Origin of the sequence: Nostoc sp. S13 (genome assembly GCF_029379315.1) — a bacterium.
Lineage (GTDB): Bacteria > Cyanobacteriota > Cyanobacteriia > Cyanobacteriales > Nostocaceae > Nostoc.
On record NZ_JAQYWQ010000072.1, the window covers coordinates 1 to 17,126 of the forward strand.

27 protein-coding genes are annotated in these 17,126 nt (G+C 45.6%); all 27 read left to right on the forward strand.

Annotation, left to right across the window (positions count from 1 at the left end; all coding sequences use genetic code 11):
- The first annotated feature begins 1,088 nt into the window (after positions 1–1,088).
- The 27 genes from rplC to truA all read left to right on the forward strand — a co-directional run bounded on the left by rplC (position 1,089) and on the right by truA (position 16,913).
- A complete protein-coding gene (gene rplC / locus PUQ00_RS20560) occupies positions 1,089–1,721 on the forward strand; it encodes a 50S ribosomal protein L3 (protein WP_229497715.1) in 633 nt (210 codons plus the stop codon).
- Positions 1,722–1,891: 170 nt separating this feature from the next.
- On the forward strand, positions 1,892–2,530 hold the full coding sequence (gene rplD / locus PUQ00_RS20565; protein WP_300420191.1) for a 50S ribosomal protein L4: 639 nt from the start codon (positions 1,892–1,894) through the stop codon (positions 2,528–2,530).
- Positions 2,523–2,837, forward strand: coding sequence for a 50S ribosomal protein L23 (locus PUQ00_RS20570; protein ID WP_179068331.1), 315 nt, complete (start codon positions 2,523–2,525; stop codon positions 2,835–2,837). Before rplD ends, PUQ00_RS20570 begins: the two co-directional genes overlap by 8 nt.
- 199 nt (positions 2,838–3,036) lie before the next feature.
- Positions 3,037–3,900, forward strand: coding sequence for a 50S ribosomal protein L2 (gene rplB / locus PUQ00_RS20575; RefSeq protein WP_300420117.1), 864 nt, complete (start codon positions 3,037–3,039; stop codon positions 3,898–3,900).
- A 143-nt stretch (positions 3,901–4,043) separates the two neighbouring features.
- Entirely contained in the window at positions 4,044–4,322 is a 279-nt protein-coding gene (gene rpsS, locus PUQ00_RS20580; RefSeq protein WP_012410721.1) for a 30S ribosomal protein S19, read from the forward strand.
- Positions 4,323–4,403: 81 nt separating this feature from the next.
- Complete coding sequence (gene rplV / locus PUQ00_RS20585; RefSeq protein WP_300420119.1) at positions 4,404–4,760, forward strand: 50S ribosomal protein L22; 357 nt, start codon at positions 4,404–4,406, stop codon at positions 4,758–4,760.
- Between the two features lie 54 nt (positions 4,761–4,814).
- Positions 4,815–5,594, forward strand: coding sequence for a 30S ribosomal protein S3 (gene rpsC, locus PUQ00_RS20590; protein WP_300420120.1), 780 nt, complete (start codon positions 4,815–4,817; stop codon positions 5,592–5,594).
- A 94-nt stretch (positions 5,595–5,688) separates the two neighbouring features.
- Positions 5,689–6,114 carry a 50S ribosomal protein L16 gene (rplP, locus tag PUQ00_RS20595; protein WP_012410718.1) on the forward strand — a complete coding sequence of 142 codons (426 nt, stop codon included), beginning with the start codon at positions 5,689–5,691 and terminating at the stop codon, positions 6,112–6,114.
- Positions 6,115–6,117: 3 nt separating this feature from the next.
- Positions 6,118–6,345 (forward strand): 50S ribosomal protein L29, encoded by a 228-nt coding sequence (gene rpmC / locus PUQ00_RS20600; RefSeq protein WP_300420121.1) that lies wholly within the window; start codon positions 6,118–6,120, stop codon positions 6,343–6,345.
- Positions 6,346–6,351: 6 nt separating this feature from the next.
- Complete coding sequence (rpsQ, locus tag PUQ00_RS20605) at positions 6,352–6,600, forward strand: 30S ribosomal protein S17 (protein ID WP_100901244.1); 249 nt, start codon at positions 6,352–6,354, stop codon at positions 6,598–6,600.
- A gap of 46 nt (positions 6,601–6,646) precedes the next feature.
- Complete coding sequence (rplN, locus tag PUQ00_RS20610; RefSeq protein ID WP_069070772.1) at positions 6,647–7,015, forward strand: 50S ribosomal protein L14; 369 nt, start codon at positions 6,647–6,649, stop codon at positions 7,013–7,015.
- Positions 7,015–7,368, forward strand: a complete 354-nt coding sequence (gene rplX / locus PUQ00_RS20615; protein ID WP_300420124.1) for a 50S ribosomal protein L24 — start codon at positions 7,015–7,017, stop codon at positions 7,366–7,368. Before rplN ends, rplX begins: the two co-directional genes overlap by 1 nt.
- Before the next feature lie 111 nt (positions 7,369–7,479).
- Positions 7,480–8,028: a 50S ribosomal protein L5 gene (rplE, locus tag PUQ00_RS20620; protein ID WP_300420127.1), complete on the forward strand. Its 549-nt coding sequence runs from the start codon at positions 7,480–7,482 to the stop codon at positions 8,026–8,028.
- Between the two features lie 20 nt (positions 8,029–8,048).
- Positions 8,049–8,450: a 30S ribosomal protein S8 gene (gene rpsH, locus PUQ00_RS20625; RefSeq protein WP_012410712.1), complete on the forward strand. Its 402-nt coding sequence runs from the start codon at positions 8,049–8,051 to the stop codon at positions 8,448–8,450.
- Between the two features lie 86 nt (positions 8,451–8,536).
- Positions 8,537–9,085, forward strand: a complete 549-nt coding sequence (gene rplF, locus PUQ00_RS20630; protein ID WP_300420130.1) for a 50S ribosomal protein L6 — start codon at positions 8,537–8,539, stop codon at positions 9,083–9,085.
- A gap of 2 nt (positions 9,086–9,087) precedes the next feature.
- Positions 9,088–9,450 (forward strand): 50S ribosomal protein L18, encoded by a 363-nt coding sequence (gene rplR / locus PUQ00_RS20635; protein ID WP_300420133.1) that lies wholly within the window; start codon positions 9,088–9,090, stop codon positions 9,448–9,450.
- Between the two features lie 92 nt (positions 9,451–9,542).
- The gene (gene rpsE / locus PUQ00_RS20640; RefSeq protein WP_012410709.1) at positions 9,543–10,070 is read left to right on the forward strand and encodes a 30S ribosomal protein S5; all 528 of its coding nucleotides are present in this window, start codon (positions 9,543–9,545) and stop codon (positions 10,068–10,070) included.
- Positions 10,071–10,195: 125 nt separating this feature from the next.
- Positions 10,196–10,639, forward strand: a complete 444-nt coding sequence (gene rplO, locus PUQ00_RS20645; RefSeq protein ID WP_292759693.1) for a 50S ribosomal protein L15 — start codon at positions 10,196–10,198, stop codon at positions 10,637–10,639.
- Positions 10,640–10,713: 74 nt separating this feature from the next.
- Positions 10,714–12,027, forward strand: coding sequence for a preprotein translocase subunit SecY (gene secY / locus PUQ00_RS20650; protein WP_300420139.1), 1,314 nt, complete (start codon positions 10,714–10,716; stop codon positions 12,025–12,027).
- Positions 12,027–12,581, forward strand: a complete 555-nt coding sequence (locus PUQ00_RS20655; RefSeq protein WP_300420142.1) for an adenylate kinase — start codon at positions 12,027–12,029, stop codon at positions 12,579–12,581. The genes secY and PUQ00_RS20655 overlap by 1 nt, the downstream gene beginning before the upstream one ends.
- 169 nt (positions 12,582–12,750) lie before the next feature.
- Positions 12,751–12,975 carry a translation initiation factor IF-1 gene (infA, locus tag PUQ00_RS20660; protein ID WP_006276978.1) on the forward strand — a complete coding sequence of 75 codons (225 nt, stop codon included), beginning with the start codon at positions 12,751–12,753 and terminating at the stop codon, positions 12,973–12,975.
- 117 nt (positions 12,976–13,092) lie between these two features.
- Positions 13,093–13,206, forward strand: a complete 114-nt coding sequence (gene rpmJ / locus PUQ00_RS20665) for a 50S ribosomal protein L36 (RefSeq protein WP_015129703.1) — start codon at positions 13,093–13,095, stop codon at positions 13,204–13,206.
- Positions 13,207–13,321: 115 nt separating this feature from the next.
- Positions 13,322–13,702 carry a 30S ribosomal protein S13 gene (rpsM, locus tag PUQ00_RS20670; RefSeq protein ID WP_069070762.1) on the forward strand — a complete coding sequence of 127 codons (381 nt, stop codon included), beginning with the start codon at positions 13,322–13,324 and terminating at the stop codon, positions 13,700–13,702.
- Positions 13,703–13,756: 54 nt separating this feature from the next.
- Positions 13,757–14,152, forward strand: coding sequence for a 30S ribosomal protein S11 (rpsK, locus tag PUQ00_RS20675; RefSeq protein ID WP_010998331.1), 396 nt, complete (start codon positions 13,757–13,759; stop codon positions 14,150–14,152).
- 411 nt (positions 14,153–14,563) lie between these two features.
- On the forward strand, positions 14,564–15,511 hold the full coding sequence (locus PUQ00_RS20680) for a DNA-directed RNA polymerase subunit alpha (protein WP_300420148.1): 948 nt from the start codon (positions 14,564–14,566) through the stop codon (positions 15,509–15,511).
- 31 nt (positions 15,512–15,542) lie between these two features.
- Positions 15,543–15,893 carry a 50S ribosomal protein L17 gene (gene rplQ / locus PUQ00_RS20685; protein ID WP_300420150.1) on the forward strand — a complete coding sequence of 117 codons (351 nt, stop codon included), beginning with the start codon at positions 15,543–15,545 and terminating at the stop codon, positions 15,891–15,893.
- Positions 15,894–16,064: 171 nt separating this feature from the next.
- Positions 16,065–16,913, forward strand: coding sequence for a tRNA pseudouridine(38-40) synthase TruA (gene truA, locus PUQ00_RS20690; RefSeq protein ID WP_300420152.1), 849 nt, complete (start codon positions 16,065–16,067; stop codon positions 16,911–16,913).
- Positions 16,914–17,126 lie beyond the last annotated feature (213 nt).

The following is a 17,126-nucleotide window of genomic DNA, read 5'->3' on the forward strand; positions in this document are numbered from 1 at the left end:
CATTGGGCATTGGGCATTGGGCATTGGGCATTGGGCATTGGGCATTGGGCATTAGTTATTAATTCCCCACTCCCCACTCCCTACTTCCTAAAAATAACTCTATAAATTACTGGACAAATATAAATAAATAATTTATATTATTAGATTGTGACCAATCGCGCAAATTAGGCAGCCTTCTTACTGTCATTCTGAGGTAGTGTTAGCATCAAAAGCTGATGACTTAATCCAAATAGAACAATCTAATCTCAGATTGAGCATAGACTGGTAAACTAAGAAAGCTTTCAGGTCAAAATTGGAGCTTATGGACGAACAACCAAAGCTAATTCTAAGCTCCAGAGTACATTTACTTTTGTGCCTCTGAAAAAGCAGGCAAAATCTTAAACAATAGTTTAAGGTGTTTAAGGAAGTAAAAACTGAGCAGCAACGTTGATTTATGGCATTACTAGCGGTGATGCGTAATGCCCTCGCCATTTAGGCGGGCGATATGAGTGAATGGCTAAATAAATTCAGCCGTTAATGGTAAGATACGTATCCTGGGTAGGGCGTTGTCCAGTGGGCGAGGCAATGTAAGACTGGTGTACCTGCAATTGCTGCTTGAACCCAGAATCCCCCGTCATTCATGCGGGGGAGTGCGTCAAGTCAGTCTCAGTTAACGGATACTGGGCGTTAAAAAGCGCTTAAGTCCAACTGCAACAAGGCAGTAGCCAACCTCCGGGAATCCGTCTTATGGGCGTATATAAATCGGAAAACCCGCCGACAGAGCTGCCTCCAGAAAGTGCCAGAGCAATTGCTTGGACGAAAGCATTGCTGCACACAGCCTAAAGCTGTAGCGCCTTGCATTGATTCCAGAAGTTACTCTTCCCAATGGGAAGGAACTTGTGGCTGTTCTGGTGATCTAGTGAGTGAAGCTAAACAGATTCACCAAGCAGTACGGACACGGTTTGTTGTGTCCCAAAGCATTTGGAGCGGTTTATTTAAGTAAGCCATTCCAAATTTCGCAGGCTAACCCAGCCTCAACTGATGCGTACAAAGCGTGTCCTCTAGAGTCCAATTCCAAGGTCAGCAAGTAGAAAGGAGAACCAGTTACTGTGTCTGTAGGTATTCTCGGCACCAAGCTGGGCATGACCCAAATATTTGACGAAGCAGGAGTAGCCATTCCTGTGACTGTCATTCAAGCAGGGCCATGCACCGTTACACAAGTTAAAACGAAACAAACCGACGGTTACTTTGCCATTCAAGTTGGTTATGGCGAAGTGAAACCAAAGGCACTGAACAGACCACTACTGGGACATTTGGCTAAATCATCTGCCCCGGCATTGCGTCACCTAAATGAATATCACACCGATAGCTCTAGTGATTATGCTTTAGGCCAACAGATTAAAGCAGATATTTTTAGTGCGGGTCAAATTGTCGATGTAGTCGGCACAAGCATCGGTCGCGGCTTTGCGGGAAACCAGAAGCGCAACAACTTTGGTCGAGGGCCCATGTCACACGGTTCCAAAAACCACAGAGCGCCCGGTTCTATTGGTGCTGGTACAACACCAGGTCGTGTCTATCCAGGTAAGCGGATGGCAGGGCGTTTAGGTGGGAAACGCATCACAATCCGTAAGCTGACCATAGTGCGAGTTGACCCAGAACGCAACTTATTACTGATTAAGGGAGCCATTCCTGGTAAACCGGGTGCTCTAGTAAGTGTTGTGCCTGCAAAAATAGTGGGATAGTCAAAAGTCATTAGTCAAAGAGTCATTAGTCATTGGTCATTGGTCATTAGTGAATAACAAAGGACAACTGACAAAGGACAAATGACTAAAGACAAATGACGCCACATGCTTCACTTTGGGAAACCCCAAGACCGCAGTGGCTCACCAATGACAAAGGACAGATAACAAAGATGGTTGAAAGCGTAGTTAAAAATTGGCAAGGAGAACAAGTCGGCGAGACGACCTTTGAGTTGCGCGTTGCCAAGGAAGAAACAGCGTCTCATATTGTGCACCGCGCCTTAGTACGGCAATTGACCAATGCTCGTCAAGGAAACGCCAGTACAAAAACTCGTGCTGAAGTCAGAGGTGGGGGTCGTAAACCTTGGCGACAAAAAGGTACTGGTCGCGCTCGTGCTGGGTCTATTCGTTCACCACTGTGGCGTGGTGGTGGTGTGATCTTTGGGCCAAAGCCCAGAGACTTCAACCTCAAGTTGAACCGCAAAGAGCGACGTTTGGCACTGCGGACAGCATTTGTTGGTCGCATTGACGATTTGATTGTGGTAGAAGAATTTAGCACCGAGCTATCTCGCCCGAAGACTAAAGAATTAGTGGCAGCGCTTGCCCGTTGGGGAGTAGTACCAGAAAGCAAGTCACTGTTAATTTTGTCGGAGATTGCGGATACAGATAACGTTTATTTGTCAGCCCGCAACATTGAAAATTTAAAACTAATTGCAGCCGACCAGCTAAATGTCTTTGATTTACTGCACGCTGACAAAATTGTAGTTACGGCATCAGCCCTAGAAAAAATCCAGGAGGTCTACAGTGCCTAGCTTTGACCCCCGCGACCTTGCCGACTTAGTACGTCGCCCAATTGTCACCGAGAAAGCGACCATCTTGATGGAGCAGAACAAGTACACCTTTGAAGTAATTCCAAAGGCATCTAAGCCTGAAATCAAGGCTGCGATCGAAGACTTATTTCAGGTCAAGGTTGTAAAAGTCAACACCATCCTACCACCGCGTAAAAAGCGGCGCGTTGGTAAATTTATTGGTTATAAACCCCAATATAAGCGAGCCATTATTACCGTCGCACCTGGGGATGAAGACAAGATTAGACAAGTCTTATTCCCAGAAGTCTAGGAATTTTAGATTTTAGGTTTTAGATTTTAGATTGAAGAGTTTACTGAATAAGTACCAAAGATGGTGGCAATTAGTTAAACACTGATTAAATCCAAAATCCAAAATCCAAAATTAAGTAAATCCAAAATCGTTCGACTGAGCGTTCGCGTAGCGTCTCGGAGCGAAGCCGAAGTCCAAAATCCAAAATCCAAAATAGATTATGGGTACTCGTTCTTATCGCCCTTATACCCCCAGCACTCGCCAAGTTACAATCTCTGACTTTGCGGAAATTACTAAAACCGAGCCGGAGAAATCCCTAACAACCTCGAAGCATCGCGCCAAAGGTCGGAATAATCGAGGGCGGATTACCAGTCGTCGCCGGGGTGGCGGACACAAACAGCTTTATCGGATCATCGATTTTAAAAGGGATAAACATAATATTCCTGCCAAAGTCGCAGCGATTGAATACGATCCTAACCGCAATGCCCGAATTGCCCTTTTGTATTACCAAGACGGCGAAAAACGCTACATCCTCCACCCTAATGGTTTGAAAGTTGGAACAATAGTTATTTCTGGGACTGATGCTCCCTTTGAAGATGGTAATGCGTTACCGCTCTGGAAGATTCCCTTGGGTACTAGTGTTCACAACGTAGAATTCACTCCTGGTAAAGGTGGTCAAATTGTCCGGGCTGCTGGTGCTAGCGCCCAAGTCGTGGCAAAAGAAGGTAATTATGTAACTCTCAAGTTGCCTTCAGGAGAAGTACGCTTGATTCGACGCGAGTGCTACGCCACCATTGGGCAAGTAGGCAACACTGATGCGAGAAACTTGAGTGCAGGTAAAGCCGGACGAAATCGCTGGAAAGGTCGCCGTCCTAAGGTTAGAGGTAGCGTCATGAACCCAGTTGATCACCCACATGGTGGTGGTGAAGGTAGGGCACCTATCGGTAGATCAGGGCCTGTAACACCTTGGGGTAAACCCACATTGGGTGCGAAGACACGCAATCGCAAGAAACTCAGCAGCAAGTTGATTATACGTCGTCGCCGTAAGTCTTCTAAACGCGGTCGCGGTGGTCGTGAATCATAGAATTTTAGATTTTAGATTTTGGATTTTAGATTGGGGTCTACTTGTAAACATTGAAAATTTGTGAAACTTGATTAAGACACCTAATTATCCAAAATCGGAAATTCTAAATCCAAAATCCTAAATCCTAAATCCAAAATTGAACTATGGGTCGTTCTCTAAAAAAAGGTCCTTTCGTTGCGGATCATCTTCTAAAAAAAATTGAAAAGCTCAACGACAACAACAGAAAAGAAGTTATTAAAACTTGGTCGCGAGCTTCGACAATTTTGCCCCTAATGGTAGGTCATACTATAGCTGTTCACAACGGACGCCAACACGTTCCAGTTTTTGTAAATGAACAGATGGTGGGACACAAGTTGGGGGAATTTGCCCCGACACGCACCTACAGGGGTCATGGAAAAAGCGACAAAAAAGCAGGTAGGTAGTTATTAGTCATTACGTCATTAGTCATTAGCTAAAGACAAGTGACAAATGACCAATGACAAATGACAAAATTGGAGAAAATTATGGCTAATAATACTACTGAAGTAAAAGCGATCGCTCGTTTTATCCGCATCTCGGCCTACAAAGTGCGTCGCGTACTTGATCAAATTCGGGGGCGATCGTACCGAGAAGCGTTAATCATCCTGGAATTCATGCCCTATCGCGCCACTGATCCTATATTGAAGGTTCTCAGAAGCGCTGCTGCCAATGCCGAACACAACGCTGGGTTAGATCGGACTCAATTAGTGATTACTCAGGCATACGCCGACCAAGGGCCGCCGTTGAAGCGGTTCCAGCCAAGAGCGCAAGGTCGAGCTTACCAAATTCGCAAGCCGACGTGTCATATTACTGTGGCTGTTGCAGCTGCCCCAGAAAAATAAGCTTTTTTTACACGAATAAATTGCGTAAAGTCAGAAATTTTAGAGGAAGCATTCGTGGGACAGAAGATTCATCCAGTTGGTTTTCGCCTGGGTATTACACATGAACATCAATCCCGTTGGTTTGCTGTTCCTGATCGCTATCCAGAACTTCTACAAGAAGACTACAAACTGCGTCAATACATAGAACAAAAGCTGGGTAGACTCGCTCAAAACAACGCCGGAATTTCCGAAGTGCGGATTGAGCGCAAAGCTGACCAAATCGACTTAGAAGTACGCACAGCTAGACCAGGCGTAGTCGTGGGTCGTGGTGGGCAAGGGATCGAATCCTTACGTACCGGACTCCAAGGACTGTTGGGTAGTAATCGCCAAATTCGCATTAACGTAGTTGAAGTTCAACGAGTTGATGCTGATGCCTACCTAATTGCCGAATACATTGCTCAACAATTGGAACGGCGGGTTTCCTTTCGCCGGGTAGTGCGACAATCGATTCAACGTGCCCAACGCGCTGGTGTCCAAGGCATTAAAATCCAAGTCAGTGGTCGGCTCAACGGTGCGGAAATTGCCCGGACAGAGTGGACTCGTGAAGGTAGAGTACCTTTACATACCTTACGGGCTGACATTGACTACTCTTATTGCACGGCAAAAACTGTTTACGGCATTCTGGGCATCAAAGTATGGGTGTTTAAGGGAGAAATTATTCCTGGACAGGAAGAAATCCCTCTACCACCCGCAACCCGTGATCCCCGCGATCGCGGCGATCGCGATCGTGAACCCCGTCGCCGTCAACAACAACGTCGTCGCCAGCAATTTGAAGACCGCTCAAATGAAGGATGAATGGGAATGGGGCATGGGGCATAGGGCATTGTCAATTCTCAATGCCCAATACCCAATGCCCAATGCCCAATGCCCAAGTACCTAGTACCCAATCATGTTAAGCCCTAGAAGAACTAAATTCCGCAAACAACAGCGCGGACGGATGGAGGGACTAGCCACCCGTGGTAGCACCCTCAACTTCGGTGATTTTGCACTCCAAGCTCAAGAACCTGCTTGGATTACCTCGCGTCAAATCGAGGCTTCCCGTCGGGCAATGACCCGTTATATTCGTCGGGGTGGACAAATCTGGATTCGGATTTTCCCTGATAAACCTGTAACCATGCGTCCTGCTGAAACCCGGATGGGTTCCGGTAAAGGTAATCCCGAGTTTTGGGTAGCGGTAGTCAAACCAGGGCGAATTTTGTTTGAAATTGGTGGGGTTTCTGAAGAAATCGCCCGTGAAGCTATGCGCTTGGCTTCATTTAAACTGCCTATAAAAACCAAGTTTATTGTGCGCTCTCAACCACAGGAGCAGGAGTAGCTGATGCCTCTTCCCAAGATTTCAGAAGCTAGAGAATTAAGTGACGAGAAACTCTCTGATGAAATTGTCGCGATCAAAAGACAACTATTTCAGTTGCGCTTGCAAAAAGCTACAAGACAACTAGAAAAGCCCCACCAGTTCCGACAAATCCGACACCGCCTAGCCCAATTGCTGACGGTAGAAACAGAACGCAAACGGGCAGCAAGTCAATCGGCTAAAGAAGAAAAGTAGGAGATTATGGCAGTCAAAGAACGAGTTGGCTTGGTAGTGAGCGATAAAATGCAAAAAACTGTGGTAGTCGCCATAGAAAACCGCGCTCCTCACCCCAAATACGGCAAGATTGTAGTTAACACCCAACGATATAAAGTTCACGACGAAGAAAATAAGTGTAAAGTAGGCGATCGCGTTCGCATTCAGGAAACTAGACCCCTGAGTAAAACCAAGCGCTGGAAAATCACAGAAGTCTTGAACGTCAAACCCACTTAAACCTCATCGTTGTTAGTTTGTAACAACATTACAAGGGAGAATAATTGTGATTCAACCCCAGACTTATCTGAATGTCGCAGATAATAGCGGCGCCCGTAAACTAATGTGCATCCGCATCTTAGGTGGAGGCAACCGCCGTTATGGTTTTATCGGCGATAAAATTATCGCCGTTGTCAAAGATGCTACACCCAACATGGCTGTAAAAAAGTCTGATGTCGTGGAAGCAGTAATTGTCCGAACTCGTAAAGCTGTAAGTCGTGATAGCGGCATGAGTATTCGCTTTGATGATAACGCCGCTGTGATCATCAACAAAGACGGTAATCCCAGAGGCACACGGGTTTTTGGCCCAGTTGCACGGGAATTGCGCGATAAAAACTTTACTAAAATTGTTTCTCTGGCTCCGGAGGTGCTTTAATGGCAACCAAACAGGGTACGCCCAAAGTATTCCACAAAATGCACGTCAAAACTGGCGACACCGTACAAGTGATTGCTGGCAAAGACAAAGGAAAAGTTGGCGAAATTACTCAGGCACTTCCCCAACTGAGTAAAGTTATTGTCAAAGGCGTCAACATTAAAACCAAGCACGTCAAACCCCAGCAAGAAGGTGAATCAGGGCGGATTGTCACCCAAGAATTCCCGATTCATAGCTCCAACGTGATGCTTTATTCCAGCAAGCAAAACGTTGCTAGTCGTGTTGGTTATACCTTTACGTCAGAAGGAAAAAAAGTTAGAAAACTCAAGAAAACTGGCGAGATTCTGGATAAATAAGAATTAGCCAACTTGAGATTTTAGATTTTAAATTTAATCCAAAATCCAAAATCTAAAATTCAAAATTAAAGGTTCCCTGACCAAGCCCAGGGATATCAGGACAAAAAAATTATGCCGACAACAAGACTCAAAAGCTTATATCAAGAGACAATCGTCCCCAAATTGATTAATCAGTTTCAATATACCAACGTTCATCAAGTACCGAAGTTGGTAAAGGTTACGATTAACCGAGGTTTGGGTGAAGCAGCTCAAAATGCGAAGTCACTAGAGGCATCGATCAACGAAATTGCCTTGGTAACAGGTCAAAAACCAGTGGTAACACGGGCGAAAAAGGCGATCGCTGGCTTTAAGATTCGTCAAGGGATGCCTGTGGGGATCATGGTTACTCTCAGAGCCGAACGGATGTATGCCTTTTTCGACCGGCTCGTTAGCTTGTCACTACCCAGAATTCGAGATTTTCGTGGCGTTAGCCCTAAAAGCTTTGACGGACGCGGAAATTATACTTTGGGTGTGAGAGAACAGCTAATTTTTCCAGAAGTCGAGTACGACAGCGTTGATCAAGTGCGTGGGATGGATATTTCCATCATCACCACAGCAAAAAACGACGAAGAGGGTCGCGCCTTACTTAAAGAATTAGGAATGCCCTTTCGCGATCAATAAGTTCATCAATAGAGGGAACGATGGCGGCTAACGACACAATTGCAGATATGCTGACGCGCATCCGCAATGCCAACCTGGCGCGGCATCAAACTACACAAGTGCCAGCTACAAAAATGACCCGGAGTATTGCCAAAGTACTACGGGAGGAAGGCTTTATTGCTGAAATAGAAGAAGCAGAAGAAGGGGTAAAACACAATCTGGTGATTTCCCTGAAATACAAGGGTAAAAATCGTCAGCCACTGATCACCGCCTTAAAGCGAGTGAGTAAGCCTGGCTTGCGTGTTTACTCCAATCGAAAAGAATTACCAAGAGTACTAGGCGGCATTGGCATTGCCATTATTTCTACATCCAGTGGTATTATGACTGACCGCGAAGCGCGGCGTCAGAACTTGGGTGGGGAAGTGCTTTGTTACGTTTGGTAGTCATTGGTCATTAGTCATTTGTCATTAGTCATTAGTGAAAGGCAAAGGGCAAAGGACAAAGGACAAATAACAAAGGACAAAAAGTCATGTCTCGTATTGGTAAACGTCCAATTACCATTCCCGCCAAAGTCCAAGTGGCGATCGATGGTGCGAATGTAGTGGTGAAAGGCCCGAAAGGAGAACTTTCTCGCACTCTCACAGCTAATGTCTCAGTCTCTCAAGAGGGAGAAATATTACACGTAACCCGTCGGGATGAAACTCGTACTTCAAAGCAACTACACGGCTTGAGCCGCACTTTAGTTGCCAACATGGTCGAGGGAGTTTCCCAAGGTTTTCAGCGCCGTTTGGAAATTCAAGGTGTTGGTTACAGGGCACAACTTCAAGGGCGTAACCTACTTTTAAATATGGGTTACAGCCATCAGGTGCAAATTGTTCCCCCAGATGGAATTCAGTTTGCCGTAGAAGGTACTACTAACGTCATTGTCAGTGGCTATGACAAAGAAATCGTAGGTAATACAGCCGCAAAAATTCGTGCCGTTCGTCCACCAGAACCTTACAAAGGTAAAGGCATTCGCTATGCCGGTGAAGTGGTCAGACGGAAAGCTGGTAAGACTGGTAAGGGTGGTAAGAAGTAGAAATGAAACTTACTCGTAGAGAATCAAAAAACCGTCGTCATCGACGCGTTCGGGGCAAAGTTATTGGCTCTCTAGAACGTCCGCGTTTAGCGGTGTTTCGTTCTAATGAGCATATTTATGCCCAATTAATTGATGATACTCAGCATCAAACCATAGTGGCAGCATCGACTGTAGAACCAGAGTTGAAATCTAGTTTAGCGTCGTGTGCAAACCGCGACGCATCGGTGCAAGTTGGTAAGTTGATCGCAGTGCGATCGCTAGAAAAAGGCATCACCAAAGTGGTCTTTGATCGCGGTGGTAATTTATATCATGGTCGTGTCAAAGCACTAGCTGATGCAGCACGCGAGGCTGGTTTAGATTTCTAAAGTCATTGGTCATTAGTCATTAGTCATTGGACAACTGACGAATGACAACTGACAAATGACAACTGACAAATGACGTTAAAAGAGCATAAATTATGGCAACAGAGCGTAAAAGTAGAACAAAGCGTGCCAAAAAAGAAGAAACCACTTGGCAAGAACGGGTGATCCAAATCCGACGCGTGAGTAAGGTCGTCAAAGGTGGTAAAAAACTCAGCTTCCGAGCGATCGTTGTCGTCGGTAACGAACGCGGTCAAGTTGGTGTCGGAGTCGGCAAAGCCTCAGATGTAATTGGCGCCGTCAAAAAAGGTGTAGCCGACGGCAAAAAACACCTGATTGATATCCCAATCACTAAATCCAACTCCATCCCCCATCCCATTGATGGTGTCGGTGGCGGTGCAAAAGTGATTATGCGTCCAGCCGCACCTGGTACTGGGGTAATTGCTGGTGGTGCCGTGCGAACTGTGTTGGAATTGGCAGGAGTTCGTAACGTCCTAGCCAAGCAACTTGGTTCTAACAATCCACTGAATAATGCTAGAGCCGCAGTTAACGCCTTATCTACACTCCGTACCCTTTCTGAGGTCGCCGAAGATCGCGGTATTCCTATTCAAAATCTCTACATCTAATTTAGTCATTAGTCAGTAGAGACGCGATTAATCGCGTCTGTACAATGGTCATTAGTGAATAACAAAGGACAAAGGACAAATGACAAAGGACAAAGGACAAAGGACAAATGACAACTTGATAACTTATGAGACTCCATGATGTTAAGCCACAAAAAGGCTCAAAGAAACGCAAGAAGCGTGTAGCCAGAGGTATTTCTGCCGGTCAAGGTGCCAGTGCTGGTCTAGGTATGCGAGGTCAAAAATCTCGTTCTGGTAGTGGTACCAGACCAGGTTTTGAAGGTGGTCAACAGCCATTGTACCGCCGCTTGCCTAAACTGAAGGGCTTTCCGATTGTGAATCAGAAGATTTACACTACGATTAATGTAGAGAAGCTAGCCTCCCTTCCCGCTAATACGGAAGTAACTTTGATTTCCTTGAAAGCCGCAGGTATCCTGACTGCTGTCAAGGGGCCATTGAAAATTTTAGGTAATGGGGAATTGAGTACTCCGCTCAAGGTACAAGCGGCAGCTTTCACAGGTACAGCTCGTAGCAAAATTGAGGCAGCTGGGGGGAGTTGTGAAGTCTTATGAGTGAGCCGGAACAGCGCACTTAAATGCAAGCCAACTCGCTGTCAGCGCCTGGTTCACTATAAAGGTAGCACTCTATGATCAGTCGAGATAAAGCCCCAACGGCTCAAGAAACTTTTATGCAGATGGCACAGGCAGCCGGGCTGAGAGGTAGGCTGCTTGTCACCGTCGGTATTTTAATTTTAGTTCGCCTGGGCATCTTCTTGCCCGTACCAGGGATTGATAGACCGAGATTTGCCGAAGCCATATCGGGCAATAATTCCATATTCGGCTTATTGGATATATTTTCCGGGCGAGGACTTTCCACTTTGGGAGTCTTTGCTTTAGGGATTTTGCCCTTCATTAATGCGTCTATTATCATCCAATTGCTCACCGCTGCGATTCCATCTTTAGAAAATTTACAGAAAAATGAAGGCGAAGCGGGGCGGCGGAAAATATCGCAAATTACCCGCTATGTCACTGTAGTTTGGGCGATTCTTCAAAGTACAGCCTTTTCGGCATTATTCCTCCAGCAATTTGCCTTAAAGCCAGGTCCGATCTTTGTAGCTGAAACCGCGATCGCTCTGACTGCTGGTTCCATGTTCGTCATGTGGACATCAGAACTAATTACAGAACGTGGTATTGGAAATGGAGCATCATTGTTGATTTTTGTCAACATTGTCGCATCATTACCAAAAGCTTTAGGCGATACTATCGATTTGGTGCAAGTCGGCGGTCGAGAAACAGTGGGTCGCGTAATAGTACTGATCTTAGTTTTCCTCGCAACCATTGTTGGTATTGTGGTTGTGCAGGAAGGAATGCGCCGCATCCCGATTATTTCGGCTCGTCGCCAAGTAGGTCGTCGAGTTTTGGCAGAGCAACGTAGCTTTTTACCCTTGCGGCTAAATCAAGGCGGCGTAATGCCAATTATTTTTGCTGCGGCCATCCTCAGTTTGCCACTGCTGATTGCCAATTTCGCCAAGAATGCCGAATTGGCAAATATAATTAACACTTATCTGAGTCCAAGCGGTTCTGGCTCTTGGGTCTATGCCTTGGTCTACATGATTTCGATCATTTTCTTCAGCTACTTCTATTCTTCGTTGATTCTCAATCCGGTAGATGTAGCGCAAAACCTGAAGAAAATGGGTTCTAGCATTCCTGGCATTCGTCCCGGTAAGGCAACTAGCGAGTATATTGAGCGCGTCTCAAACCGACTCACTTTTTTGGGTGCGATCTTTTTGGGACTGGTTGCGATTATTCCAACCGGTGTGGAAAGAGCTTTAGGAGTACCCACCTTTAAGGGTTTGGGTGCTACATCTTTGTTAATTTTAGTTGGTGTAGCGATTGATACTGCCAGACAGATACAAACTTACGTGATATCTCAGCGCTATGAAGGAATGGTGAAACAATAGTGACGCGACTAATCTTCTTGGGACCACCTGGAGCTGGTAAAGGAACACAATCTCAAACCCTGGCTGAACACTTGAATATTCCCCATGTTTCTACAGGTGAAATATTAAGGCAAGCCATGAAAGAGCAAACTGTTTTGGGAATCAAGGCTCAAAACTATGTAAATAGCGGTGAGTTAGTACCCGATCAGCTAGTGCAGGACTTGGTACAGGAGCGCCTTAGCCAACCAGATGCAGGAAATGGTTGGATTCTTGATGGTTTTCCCCGCAAAGTAACGCAAGCGGCTTTTCTTGAAGAATTGCTGGAAACAATACATCAGAGTGGCGAAAGGGTAGTCAATCTAGATGCACCAGATGAAGTTGTAATTGTACGTTTACTAGATAGAGGACGAAAAGATGATACCGAAGAAGTGATTCGTCGTCGTTTAGAAGTGTACCGCGCTGAAACTGCACCCTTAATTGATTATTATCGCGATCGCCAAAAACTCCTAACAGTAAATGGCAATCAGTCTCAAGAAGATGTCACTAGTGAACTCCAAAAGGTAATCGCTTCCTGAAAATTAGGGAGAGTAGAGAATTCACCACTCACTACTCCCTCTCCCAAGAAGAAGATCAATTTTAGCTAAGATATATTAATAAACTGTTGATATATTTCTTAAAATGTGTTTCTTTGCAGATGAAGCGCTGCAACTGAACACGAAATTGTTGAGTTGAGGAAAAAACAAATTGTCTAAACAAGATTTGATTGAGATGGAAGGCACGGTTACAGAGTCGTTGCCCAATGCGATGTTTCGCGTTGACTTGGACAATGGCTTTAACGTGCTGGCACACATTTCCGGTAAGATTCGCCGAAATTATATCAAGATTTTGCCTGGCGATCGCGTCAAGGTAGAGTTAACTCCTTACGACTTGACCAAAGGCAGAATTACCTATCGACTACGAAAGAAGTAACTATATGTAGACGATTTTACCATAAAACCATTTTGTTGACTGTTTACTAGTCAATTAAGTGGATTAATTTCCCTAGAAATGCTATAATTTTATATTTGGAGTCAAAGAATAAAAGGCATGAAAGTTAGAGCCTCCGTCAAGAAAATCTGTGAAAAGTGTAACGTGATCAAACGTCGTGGTCGCGTCATGGTGATCTGCGTGAACCCCAAGCACAAGCAACGTCAAGGATAGTGCTCTTACCAAGAGAGTGAGTTGCAGGACGCATATGATCATTAAAACCAAAAGACGCGATTAATCACGTTTTTCCAACCAACAGTAATTGCGAGAACAATAGGGAGAGTTCATTGTGGCACGTATTGCCGGAGTAGACCTTCCACGCGATAAACGCGTCGAGATCGGTCTGACTTACATCTACGGAATTGGATTATCACGCTCTCAAGAAATTATAGCGGCTACTGGTGTGAACCCAGACACCCGCGTTAAGGACTTAAGTGATGCCGATGTGACAGCCCTGAGAGGGGAAATAGAAAGCAACTATCAAGTTGAAGGGGACTTGCGGCGCTTGGAGTCTTTGAACATCAAGCGCTTAGTTGACATTGGTACCTACAGAGGGCGTCGTCATCGCATGGGCTTACCAGTCAGAGGACAAAGAACCCGCACAAATGCCAGAACCCGTCGAGGGAGAAGGCAGACAGTGGCTGGTAAGAAGAAGGCTCCAGGGAAATAATTTTGCAACGCTTGCTAATCCGAGCAAGTTTTACCTTAAATCAACTAAACAAGTATGGCGAGACAACCAACTAAAAAATCCGGGAGCAAGAAGCAGAAACGGAATGTACCTAATGGGATGGCCTACATCCAGTCTACTTTCAACAATAGCATTGTCACCATTACCGATCAAAATGGAGATGTTATCTCCTGGGCTAGTGCTGGTTCTAGCGGTTTTAAGGGAGCAAAAAAGGGAACTCCCTTTGCAGCGCAAACTGCTGCTGAAAGTGCAGCCCGTCGAGCCATTGATCAAGGAATGCGCCAAATTGAGGTAATGGTCAGTGGACCAGGAGCAGGTAGAGAAACCGCTATTCGGGCACTTCAAGGAGCAGGACTGGAAATTACACTCATTCGGGATATTACGCCGATTCCTCACAATGGTTGTCGTCCACCCAAGCGCCGTCGAGTTTAAACACCAAGACTTGGGCGGTGAGGACGAGAATTTACAGTTAAAGGAAGTAAAGTTACTTGCAATGACCGCTTGGGCGTTTAACGTGCAAAGTGTCATTAGGTGAAAGCTTGGGCTACCAGAAGCTTCTCAGATTTTCCCGCCGGGAAAGCTGTTAAACTTCGGGCACCTCAAAATATTATCAATCAATTTTTGATTTGAGATTGGCGATTTTAGATTGATCCCGACTATAAGGATGGATGGCTTCGTGGATTTTAAGTTGATGATTTAAGATTTGTTCCGCCGACAAGAGGCGGAGCATGAGCCAAAGAAGCACAATCCAAAATCCAAAATTCAAAATCCAAAATTGGCAGTCAATTCAGGAGGCAATTGATTTGTCTGCTAGCAGCACCTTAGAAAAAGGGAGGCTCATCCGTGGCGCAGTTTCAAATTGAATGTGTAGAGTCGAATACCGAAGAAAGTCGGAACCATTACAGTAAATTTGTTTTGGAACCTCTAGAACGCGGTCAAGGAACAACTGTTGGCAACGCACTGCGGCGGGTTTTACTGTCTAATCTAGAGGGTACGGCAGTTACAGCAGTGAGGATTGAAAAAGTCTCACATGAGTTTGCCACAGTTCCGGGCGTGCGGGAAGATGTGCTGGAAATCCTCATGAAAATGAAGGAAGTTATCCTGAAAAACTATTCTTCGCAACCCCAGATTGGTAGATTATTGGTTAACGGCCCAGCAACAATCACTGCGGCGCATTTTGATTTGCCCAGTGAAGTAGAAGTTATCGATCCGACCCAGTATGTAGCCACCGTCGCTGAGGGAGGAAAACTGGAAATGGAATTTCGGATCGAGAAAGGCAAAGGCTATCGCACCGTAGAGCGAGGACGTGAAGAAGCCACATCGTTGGATTTTCTCCAAATCGACTCAATATTTATGCCGGTGCGAAAAGTCAACTATAGTGTTGAAGAATCTCGTGGGGAAGGCTTGATTCCAAAAGACCGACTACTATTGGAAGTTTGGACAAACGGTAGTATTTCCCCCCAAGAAGCACTATCTTCGGCCGCTGGGATCTTGGTAGATTTATTCAACCCGTTGAAAGACATCTCCCTAGAACCAACAGACACAGGTTCGGATATTCCAGACGACCCAACTGCCCAGATACCCATCGAAGAGTTGCAACTTTCTGTGCGGGCATATAACTGTCTCAAACGGGCACAAGTTAACTCTGTGGCAGATTTGTTGGATTATACCCAAGAAGACCTCTTAGAAATTAAGAACTTTGGGCAGAAATCAGCAGAAGAGGTTGTGGAAGCTTTGCAGCGACGCTTGGGCATCACCCTGCCAATGGAAAGAGGCTCTAAACACCCTTAATAAAACCGTTCATAATTCATAGTGCATAATTATGCGTCACCGTTGTCGCGTCAAAAAACTCAGTAAACCCGCCGATCAACGCCGTGCTTTACTGCGATCGCTTGCCACCGAGCTGATCCGTCATGGTAAGATCACCACCACTTTAATTAGAGCGAAAGTTCTGCGAAGTAAAGTGGAAAAAATGATTACCCTAGCCAAAAACGGCTCCTTGGCAGCACGCCGGGAAGCCCTTGGCTATATCTTCGACAAACAACTGGTTCACGCTCTATTTGAGCAAGCTCCGACTCGATATGGCGATCGCCAGGGTGGTTATACCCGCATCCTGCATACCGTACCGCGTCGGGGTGATAATGCAAAAATGGCAATAATTGAATTGGTTTAAGTCATTTAGTCATTAGTAGAGACGCGATTAATCGCGTCTGTACAATAGAGACGCGATTAATCGCGTCTGTACAATTGTCATTAGTGAATAACAAAGAACAAATGACAAAAGACAAAAAGAGAAGTCTGAGCTAAGGCTTCCTTAGATCAGAACTTCGGGGACAAAATCTGTATGTTAGAAAGCCACCAGCCTACACAAACTCATCGAGTAGCCTTGGTAATCCAATACCTGGGCACTCATTTTCATGGCTGGCAACGGCAAAAAAAACAGCGGACTGTCCAAGAAGAGATCGAAATAGCGATCGCTACTATTCTTGGGCATCATGTAACATTACACGGTGCCGGGCGAACTGATTCTGGAGTTCACGCTGCTGCTCAAGTCGCCCATTTTGAAGCTACAACTCTCATTCCACCTCACAAGTGGGCAACAATCCTCAACAGCTATCTGCCGTCAGATATATTAATCAGGGCTTCAGCTAATGTAGATAACCGTTGGCACGCTCGCTTTAGTGCAGCCTATCGACGGTATCGCTACACAATATATACTGAAGATCGACTTAACTTGTTTGTAAGACCCTTCAGTTGGCATTATTATTATGCACCCCTGGATGAATCCTTAATTCAAGCTGCTCTGAAACCTCTGTTGGGAAAGCATCACTTAGCTGCTTTTCACCGTGCAGGCTCGAAGCGATCGCATTCCTGGGTAGAGGTGCAAGCAGCAGAGTGTCGTCGCAGTGGGCCATTTATCCATATTGAAATACAGGCAGATGGATTTTTGTATGGCATGGTACGGCTGTTGGTAGGGATGTTGGTACAAGTAGGTTCTGGACAACGCACGCTTTCTAGCTTCACCGAACTCTGGAAAGAAGAACGTCGGGAAGAAGTAAAATACGCCGCACCGCCCCAAGGCTTGTGCTTGTTGCGAGTCGGCTATCCCGATTTTCCTTTTCCCAATGAGATTTGGTACGATACCTTGCCAAAATTCGTCACTAGTCAAGAGTCATTAGTCATTGGTCAGTAGAGACGCGATTAATCGCGTCTGTACAATTGTGATTACGATTAATCGCGTCTGTACAATTGTCATTAGTGAATAACAAACGACAAATAACAAATGACAAAGGACAAATGACTAATGACAAATTACCCTACGGGTGATGCCTCCGGCACGCCAAGGGCGAACGCCAGTTGCTCATGGGGGAAACCCCCAAGACCGCACTGTCTCAAAAATGACAAA

Coding starts and splice junctions, on each gene's coding strand:
- rplD (WP_300420191.1), top strand. CDS start 1,892: ATGGTTGAAAGCGTAGTTAAAAATTGGCAAGGAGAACAAGTCGGCGAG.
- rplB (WP_300420117.1), top strand. CDS start 3,037: ATGGGTACTCGTTCTTATCGCCCTTATACCCCCAGCACTCGCCAAGTT.
- rpsS (WP_012410721.1), top strand. CDS start 4,044: ATGGGTCGTTCTCTAAAAAAAGGTCCTTTCGTTGCGGATCATCTTCTA.
- rplV (WP_300420119.1), top strand. CDS start 4,404: ATGGCTAATAATACTACTGAAGTAAAAGCGATCGCTCGTTTTATCCGC.
- rplP (WP_012410718.1), top strand. CDS start 5,689: ATGTTAAGCCCTAGAAGAACTAAATTCCGCAAACAACAGCGCGGACGG.
- rpmC (WP_300420121.1), top strand. CDS start 6,118: ATGCCTCTTCCCAAGATTTCAGAAGCTAGAGAATTAAGTGACGAGAAA.
- rpsQ (WP_100901244.1), top strand. CDS start 6,352: ATGGCAGTCAAAGAACGAGTTGGCTTGGTAGTGAGCGATAAAATGCAA.
- rplX (WP_300420124.1), top strand. CDS start 7,015: ATGGCAACCAAACAGGGTACGCCCAAAGTATTCCACAAAATGCACGTC.
- rplE (WP_300420127.1), top strand. CDS start 7,480: ATGCCGACAACAAGACTCAAAAGCTTATATCAAGAGACAATCGTCCCC.
- rpsH (WP_012410712.1), top strand. CDS start 8,049: ATGGCGGCTAACGACACAATTGCAGATATGCTGACGCGCATCCGCAAT.
- rplF (WP_300420130.1), top strand. CDS start 8,537: ATGTCTCGTATTGGTAAACGTCCAATTACCATTCCCGCCAAAGTCCAA.
- rplR (WP_300420133.1), top strand. CDS start 9,088: ATGAAACTTACTCGTAGAGAATCAAAAAACCGTCGTCATCGACGCGTT.
- rpsE (WP_012410709.1), top strand. CDS start 9,543: ATGGCAACAGAGCGTAAAAGTAGAACAAAGCGTGCCAAAAAAGAAGAA.
- rplO (WP_292759693.1), top strand. CDS start 10,196: ATGAGACTCCATGATGTTAAGCCACAAAAAGGCTCAAAGAAACGCAAG.
- secY (WP_300420139.1), top strand. CDS start 10,714: ATGATCAGTCGAGATAAAGCCCCAACGGCTCAAGAAACTTTTATGCAG.
- rpmJ (WP_015129703.1), top strand. CDS start 13,093: ATGAAAGTTAGAGCCTCCGTCAAGAAAATCTGTGAAAAGTGTAACGTG.
- rpsK (WP_010998331.1), top strand. CDS start 13,757: ATGGCGAGACAACCAACTAAAAAATCCGGGAGCAAGAAGCAGAAACGG.
- rplQ (WP_300420150.1), top strand. CDS start 15,543: ATGCGTCACCGTTGTCGCGTCAAAAAACTCAGTAAACCCGCCGATCAA.
- truA (WP_300420152.1), top strand. CDS start 16,065: ATGTTAGAAAGCCACCAGCCTACACAAACTCATCGAGTAGCCTTGGTA.